Source organism: Streptomyces sp. SM1 (assembly GCF_002910825.1).
Classification (GTDB): Bacteria; Actinomycetota; Actinomycetes; order Streptomycetales; family Streptomycetaceae; genus Streptomyces; species Streptomyces okerensis.
The window spans coordinates 1-7,538 of sequence record NZ_NEUB01000801.1 but is presented as its reverse complement, the minus strand read 5'-3'; the positions used below and the strand labels follow the sequence as shown (position 1 = coordinate 7,538).

Below are 7,538 nucleotides of genomic sequence, written 5' to 3'. Positions count from 1 at the left end.
GGCGCGCGGGGGAGAGATAGGGGCCGCTGTCCGACGGACGCGGACGCAGCGGCCGGGGCGGAGCGGACACGGAGGACGATGCTGCGTACATGGGTGATACAGATCCCTTCGTGTGCCTGCGACGTCAGTGCACCACCCGCCCCGGCCGCCCGGCGCACCCTGGGGGAATGTCCCTGCGGCGACGGGGTCGTGGTGGCGCGTTCCTACTCGACACCCGATGCCCCCTGGCACACCATCTGGCGCACCCTGGCGAACCCTGGCGAATAGTCGCCCGGCAACCAGCACCGGGCTACTGTCAACTCAGCCGAGAACCTGGGGGCTTGACGTGAGCGGACAACCCAACACCCGGCTCTCGGACCTGTTCGGCCTGGCCGGCTGGTCCAAGGGCGAACTCGCGAGGCTGGTCAACCGGCAGGCGGCGGCCATGGGCCACCCCCAGCTGGCGACCGACACCTCCCGGGTGCGGCGGTGGATCGACATGGGAGAGATCCCGCGCGATCCCGTACCGCGGGTGCTGGCGGCTCTGTTCACCGAGCGTCTCGGCCGTGTCGTGACCATCGAGGATCTCGGTCTGGTCCGGCACGGGCGTACGGGGAAACGGCCACGCCCCGGGAGTGCGGAACATCCCGACGGAGTGCCGTGGGCGCCCGAGCGGACAGCCGAGGTCCTCACCGAATTCACGGGAATGGACCTCATGCTCAACCGACGCGGCTTGGTGGGCGCGGGCGCCGCGCTCACCGCGGGCTCCGCACTCAGCAGCGCCATGCACGACTGGCTGCACACCGATCCGGCCCTGACCGCCGACGCTCCCCGTCTCCATGATCCGCTGCGCGCCGAGCCCGCCGGGTTCGACCGCTACGAGGCGGCCCCGATCGGCTCGCAGGAGATCGAGGAACTGGAGCGCTCCGTGGAGGTGTTCCGTGCCTGGGACGCCGCCCGGGGCGGCGGCCTCCAGCGCAAGGCGGTGGTCGGCCAGCTCAACGAGGTGGGCGGCATGCTCGCCTACCACCATCCACCCCATCTCCAGCGGCGCCTGTGGGGCGTCGCCGCCAACCTCGCCGTGCTCGCCGGCTGGATGTCGCACGACGTCGGCATGGAACCCACGGCCCAGAAGTACTTCGTCATCGCCGCCCACGCGGCCCGGGAGGGCGGCGACCGCCCGCGCGCCGGTGAGGCGCTGTCCCGGGCAGCCCGTCAGATGGTGCATCTGGGCCGGCCCGACGAGGCGATGGACCTGATGAAGCTCGCCCAGTCCGGCTCGGGCGAGGAGGTGCTGCCGCGCACCCGCGCCATGTTCCACACCATCGAGGCCTGGGCGCAGGCGTCCATGGGCAAGGGGCAGGCGATGCGCCGCACCCTGGGCCGCGCCGAGGACCTGTTCGTCTCCGACAAGGGGGACGTGCCGCCGCCGAACTGGATGCAGCTGTTCAACGAGGCGGACCTGTACGGGATGCAGGCGCTGTCGTACCGGACGCTCGCGGAGTTCGAGCCGGACGCCGCCACGCACGCCCAGCACTACGCGGACAAGGCGCTGGCCCTCAGGGTCGAGGCACAGCAGCGGTCGAAGATCTTCGACTTCCTGTCCATGGCCTCCGCGTGCTTCATCGCCGACGATCCCGAACAGGCGGACCGGTTCGCGCGTCTCGCCCTGGTGTCGATGGGTCAGAACTCCTCGCGCCGCACCTGGGACCGGCTGCGTGAGATGTACCGGCTCACCGCCGAGTACTCCACCTATCCGAGGATCCAGGAACTGAGGGAGGAGATCGAGCTGGCGCTGCCCAGACCCAGGGGCAGGGGCGTCAAGGCCTGACGGTCCGGCCCCGCGGGGCCGCTACGAGGCGACCCGGGCCACCAGCACGCAGGCGTGGTCCTCGCGCTCCCCGTCGCCGAACTCCCGTATCACGGCCTGGACGCAGTCCTGCGCGGTGCGGGCCCCGGCGAAGCGGGGGGCGAGGCCGAGGAGCCGGTGGGCGGCGGTGGCCGCGGCATGTCCGGGCACCAGCCCGTCGGTGTGCAGGAGCAGCAGATCGCCGACCTCGAGGGTCTCTTCGGCCTGCCCGTAGGCGGAGCCCGGGGCGGCACCGAGCAGCACGCCCCGCGGGGCTTCCAGCGCCCGCCCCGTCCCGCCGCGGAACAGCAGCGGGGCGGGGTGTCCGGCCTGCGCCCAGAGCAGTGAGCGGGTGGCCGGCCGGTAGCGCAGGCAGACGGCACTGCCGAGGACCGGTTGTGCGGTGGCGTCCAGTAACCGGTTCAGACAGGCGAGGAGCGGGCCCGGTTCGGTGCCGGTCATCGCCATGCCGCGCACGGCGCCGAGCAGCATCGCCATGCCGGAGGCCGCGCCGACCCCGCGACCGGTCAGGTCGCCGACGCCGAGCAGCGTGCCGGAGTCGGCGAGTTCCAGGGCGTCGTACCAGTCCCCGCCGACCGGCGTGTGAACCGGGGGCGGCACGTGGGCGGCGGCGATGTCCAGCGCCCGCGGCCCGTCGTGCGGGAGCCGCAGGGAGCCGCGCCACGGTGGCAGCACGGCCTCCCGCAGTTCGCCCGCGAGCCGGCGCTCGGTCCGCGCGGCGGCATGCCGGTGGTGGTGCAGCGAGTCACGGGACTCGCTCACCTCCCGCCGGCAGCGGCGCAGTTCGCTGACGTCACGCAGCACCGCCCACATCGAGGCGGTGCTGCCGTCGGCACCGAGTACCGGTTCGCCCATCATGTGCACGGTCCGTACGCCGTCGTCCGCGCGCAGGACGCGGAACTCCCCGTCGATCGGGCGGCCGTCGACCAGGCAGCCGGTGACCATCGCCGTCAGTCCGGGCCGGTCCTCGTCGACCACCAGCGACGGCAGTTCGTCGAGGGAGAGCGGGGGAGCGGCCGGGTCACGCCCCAGGATGCGGTACAGCTCACCGGACCAGTTCACCTCGTCCGTGAGCAGGTTCCACTCCGCGCTGCCGACCCGGCTGAGCAGGGAGTCCCGCCGCGGCGCGGCGCAGTCCCCGGCGGACGGCCCGGGAGCGGACGGCGGGTCGTCGCGGAGCAGGGCCAGATGCCGGTCCAGGTCGTCGAGCTGATGCAGTGCCAGGTCGTACAGCGCGCGCCGCCAGCGCTCCCCCGGGTCCGCCTCGTCGGCCGGTGTGTCACGTCGTACGGCGTCCACGTCGCCCTTGAGCCGCCGGGCCTGCGAGATGAGCGCGTCGACCGGGCCGCGCGAGGGCGGCTGGGCGGCTGGGCGGTCCGCGGAGAGGTGGGGCGGCATGACGCACTCCGATGCGGGACGGTTCGGCCTTCGGGCCGGCGGAGGGATCGTTACGACTGTGGCACAGCCCGCGACAGCCTGTAAGGGATTCGGCGACACACGATAAGGCGGTGCCCATGGCATATGCCACCGTCTTCACGGAGTTACCCGGAGGTATCTGCCGGAGGTCCGATCGGCGCCCCAACTCCTATGCTACGCAAGTGACTTGAGAGCCCGTTCGACCGGGAAAATCACTCACTCGTACGTTCGACGCTCAGGTGTTTGTTCCTGGGTGACCGGCCAGTAGCCCTGCAACCCGGTTCCGCTCCTCGGGTCCGGGCCCCGCGGGCCCGAGGAGCTCGGCCCACGCTCAGTAGCGCAGGACCGCGGCCATCCCGTCCGCGTCCCCGAGGGTGCCGTCCGGCACGAAGCGGACCTCCGCGCCCGTCTCGAGGCACTGCTCGACGATCTCGTCCACGATGTCCTCGCGGGCGTCCAGGTCCCCGTCCCCGGCGATGACGAGATGGTCCCCGGCGTCGCGCACCGTGATCCGGTAGTTCTCCTCGACGGCCAGCAGCCGGATCCGGCCGTCCCGGGCGCTCTGCCACAGCTCGTCGACGCCGGCCCCGAACTCCTTGCGCCCCCGCGCCGATTCCAGTGACCGGGCCACGTCCTCGGTGTTCTTGCGCGCCTCGTCCTCGAGGACCGGAGCCACGGCCTGCCACACCGCCTCGGGTGTCCCGTGCGCCAGCCCTCCGTGCGGTACCTGCACGGCGTCCCTGGTGGCGCCGCCGGCCTCGCCGAGGAGGGACAGGGCGGCAGGCTCACCGGTGATGTACAGCGGCCGCGGGTGGTGACGCAGCAGCGCGCCCATCGCGGTGTCGGCCTCGCGCAGGAAACGGCGGGTGTCCTCGTCCCGGAAGTTGCTCGGCTGGTCGCCCACCCGCTCCTGCCGCTCGGGGTCGAAGTTGCGCTCCTCACGGACGAGCGGGAAGCCTCCGGCGCGTTCCTCGACGACCCGGTCCACCCCGCCGTTCCAGAGGGTGGCCCGGTCGGCGGACACGGACAGCACCCAGAACGGCCGTTCCGCCGTGTGGGCGGAGACGAGGTTGCGGGTCAGGAAGGTGTCCGAGAGGACGACCCGCTCGGGCACGCTGCGGGCGAGGGACCACACCTGGTGTTCGCCCGGGGCGGCGAAGATGGCCAGTCCGTCCTCGGTGTGGGACAGGTCGACCTCCGCCAGGGCCCGGTCGAGCTCCCGGGCCACGTCGGCACGCCGGTCCCGGGTGACCGCGGGATCGTCCTCCAGCTTCTTCTTGGCCTCGGCCACCATGTTGCGCAGCCGGACCGCGTCCTGGGTGTTGAGGGGCTCGCGCCGGTGCGTCGGCGTCAGCAGGGACACCGCGGGGTAGGGTCGCGGGCGGCGAAGCTCGGCAAGGGTCGCGGGACTCAGATCGTGCTCCATGACAGCACCATAGGGCGAATTCCGCGGTAGGGCATTTGGGGCAAAGGCCCCGGGTGTGCGAGTGTGCGTGTATGCGGCCGGAGTGGTGGGCGACTCGCACCCGGACCCCGACCCGGACCCGGAGCCGCGGGCGAACGTGCGGACCGCGCGTGCCCCTGTCCGGGTGCCCGTGTCGGATGTGCAGTTCCGACGGTGGACCTCCGGCGTCCGGCGCCGTCCGTCGCCCGTCCGTCCTCGTGCCCGACGCGGGCGAAGCGGCCGGGACGCCGCGCGGGCACATCGGCGGGGGCGGCGGTGTGGAGTACGGGGTTCGCGGCGCCGGGTGTCCGGTCAGATCCGGCCGTCGTCCTCGCCGCCGCAGGAACTGCCACTCGGCGGCAGGGAACCGTGCAGCAGGAAGTCGTCGATCTTGCGGTGCACGCACTCCGACGAACCGTAGCCGGTGTGGCCCTCGTTCCGGTTGTCCAGCACCACGGCCGCGGAACCGAGCCGCTCGGCCGTCTGCACCGTCCAGCGGTACGGAGTGGCCGGGTCGCCCCGGGTGCCGACCAGCAGCATCTTCGGCGTGTCGAGATCCTTGACCTTCTCCCGGATGTAGTCGGTGCCCCTGGGCCGCCCGTAGCAGAGCACCACCTGGGCGAGCCGGTACCGGCCGAAGACCGGCGAGGCATCCTCGTAGGCGGTGCGCAGCCGGGCCAGGTCCCGGGTCAGCCGCTCGGCGTCCGGCCGGTCCGGGTCGTCCGCGCAGTTCACCGCCATCAGCGCGGCCGGCAGATTGTCCAGCGGAACATCCTCCGGGTCGGCCAGGGGCTCGTCTGCCCGCTGCGGCGCGGGCCGCGCCGCCCCGCCGGTCGCGAGGGCCTCCACCCCGCCGGTGTCCCCGTCCTCCATGAGCTGGGCGAGCGCCCGTTCCAGCAGAGGCCACATCTCCTTGGTGTACAGCCCCTGTCCGATGGCGCCGGCCAGGTCCTGGCCGGTGAACTCGTAACCGAAGTCGGTCGGCACCGGGTTCTCGTCGAGCGAACCGACCAGGTCCACGACCTGCCTGCGGGCGTCGCGCGCGTCCTGTCCGAACGGGCAGCCGAGTTCCCCGGTGCACCACGTGAGGAAGTGTTCCAGAGCGGTCTGCTGTCCCCGCGCGCTCGCCAGCCCCTGTTCGGCGAGCGGCTCGGTCAGGGTGTCCACGCCGTCCAGTGCCATCCGCCCGACCTTCCCGGGGAACTGGGCCGCGTACACCGCGCCGAGCCGGGTTCCGTAGGAGAATCCCAGGTAGTTGAGCTTCTTGTCGCCGAGCGCCTGGCGCATCACGTCCAGGTCGCGGGCGACGTCCACGGTGCCGATGTGGTCGAGGACGGGGCCCGAGTGCTCGGCGCACTCGGCGGCCACCTCGCGCAACTGCCGCAGCGTCTCACGCGGATCGGCCATCTCCTCGCCGTCGGTCGCCTCCAGCGCCTGACCGGTGGCCTCGGCGCCGCAGCTGACCGGTGCGGAGCGGCCGACGCCGCGGGGATCGAAGGAGACCACGTCGTAGTCGTCGGTCAGGCCCAGGAAGTCCTTGCGGCCCTGCGCGAGCCCCAGTACTCCCGACCCGCCCGGACCGCCGAAGTTCAGCACCACCGAACCCCGGGGCCGGCCGGAGCCCCGGTAGCGGGCGAGGGCCAGTTCCAGGGTGCCCCTGTCCGGCTCCGCGTAGTCGAGCGGAACGGTGACCGTCCCGCACTGCATGTCCCCGGGCAGGTCCATGCCGCCCCCGCATCCCGCCCACTCGATCTTCTGGTCGTAGAACCGGTCGAGGTCCGGTCCGGAGGGGCCGGTCGCCGTCAGGCCGGTGCCCAGCAGGGCCAGTCCCACCGCCCCGGCGGCGGCGCAGCGCCCGACCGAGGGGTGGGCCGCGTACCGGCGGAGACGGGGTCGCACGGTCAGCTTGGCCAGCATCGATGCCTCCAGGGACGCCCCGACCGGCGCCCTCGCTCACCATAGGCGGGCTCCGGGGCCCCCGCCCGTCGGCCGTACGGCGGTACCCACGGCTGCCCGGACCCGCGTGCGTCCGCCGTGAGTTCGACCGGCTTTGCCCGGAGTTCGAGTGATGGTGCCCCCGATGGGGTGAACCGGCTGCGGCATACGGATGAGCCATGACCCGGATGCCGCAGCCGCGTTCTATCCGGTGCGGGCGAGCGCCCGCGACCATGTCTGAAGGGCAGGGAACCTATGAGACGGGCTACCCGAAACGGTGTGATCGCCGTCGCCGCCGCGTCGGGCGCGATGGCCGTGGCGATGCCGGCGTACGCCGACGCCGGGGCGGACGGCGCCGCGGCCGGTTCACCCGGGGTGCTGGCGGGGAACGCCGTCCAGCTCCCGGTGCACGTCCCGGTGAACGTGTGCGGGAACACGGTGAACGTGGCGGGCCTGCTCAACCCCGCCGCAGGGAACACCTGTGCCAACGAGGAGGCGGGGGAGCGCGGCCCCTCCACGCGTTCCTCCGCCGCTTCCTCCGCCGAGAGCGGCACGCACGGCTCCCCGGGCGTGGTGTCCGGCAACGGGGTACAGCTGCCGGTGGATCTCCCGGTCAACATCAGCGGCAACAGCGTGAGCGTGGTCGGCTCCGGGAACGCCGCCGTCGGCAACAGCTCCACGAACACCCCCGGCGAGCGCCCGGACCGTCCCGAGCCCTCGACGCCACCGCGCACCCTCCCCGCCCCGGCGCCGCACGCGGTCCCGCAGGAGCCCGTGGCTCTCGCCGAGACGGGAGCCGACCGGACGCTTCCGGTTCTCGGGTCCGGTGCCGCGCTCTTCCTGGCCGGTGTGGCCCTGTACCGCCGAGCGCGTCAGCGGACGGCCGGCTGACCG

General features: G+C 73.0%; 5 protein-coding genes. 2 read left to right on the top strand and 3 right to left on the bottom strand.

Features of this window, described 5'->3' with window-relative positions; all coding sequences use genetic code 11:
* Nucleotides 1–325 precede the first annotated feature (325 nt).
* A complete protein-coding gene (locus B9S61_RS24640; RefSeq protein WP_103544209.1) occupies nt 326–1,810 on the top strand; it encodes a hypothetical protein in 1,485 nt (494 codons plus the stop codon).
* Between the two features lie 21 nt (nt 1,811–1,831).
* Here B9S61_RS24640 and B9S61_RS24635 read toward each other — a convergent pair whose 3' ends face one another.
* The 3 genes from B9S61_RS24635 to B9S61_RS24625 form a co-directional block, all read right to left on the bottom strand.
* On the bottom strand, nt 1,832–3,247 hold the full coding sequence (locus tag B9S61_RS24635) for a PP2C family protein-serine/threonine phosphatase (RefSeq protein ID WP_103544208.1): 1,416 nt from the start codon (nt 3,245–3,247) through the stop codon (nt 1,832–1,834).
* A 349-nt stretch (nt 3,248–3,596) separates the two neighbouring features.
* Entirely contained in the window at nt 3,597–4,691 is a 1,095-nt protein-coding gene (locus B9S61_RS24630) for a chemotaxis protein (RefSeq protein WP_103544207.1), read from the bottom strand.
* Between the two features lie 330 nt (nt 4,692–5,021).
* Nucleotides 5,022–6,626 carry an alpha/beta hydrolase gene (locus B9S61_RS24625; RefSeq protein ID WP_103544206.1) on the bottom strand — a complete coding sequence of 535 codons (1,605 nt, stop codon included), beginning with the start codon at nt 6,624–6,626 and terminating at the stop codon, nt 5,022–5,024.
* A 297-nt stretch (nt 6,627–6,923) separates the two neighbouring features.
* Here B9S61_RS24625 and B9S61_RS43305 point away from each other — a divergent pair, with 297 nt between their 5' ends.
* Nucleotides 6,924–7,535, top strand: coding sequence for a chaplin (locus tag B9S61_RS43305; RefSeq protein WP_308457788.1), 612 nt, complete (start codon nt 6,924–6,926; stop codon nt 7,533–7,535).
* Nucleotides 7,536–7,538: the final 3 nt, after the last annotated feature.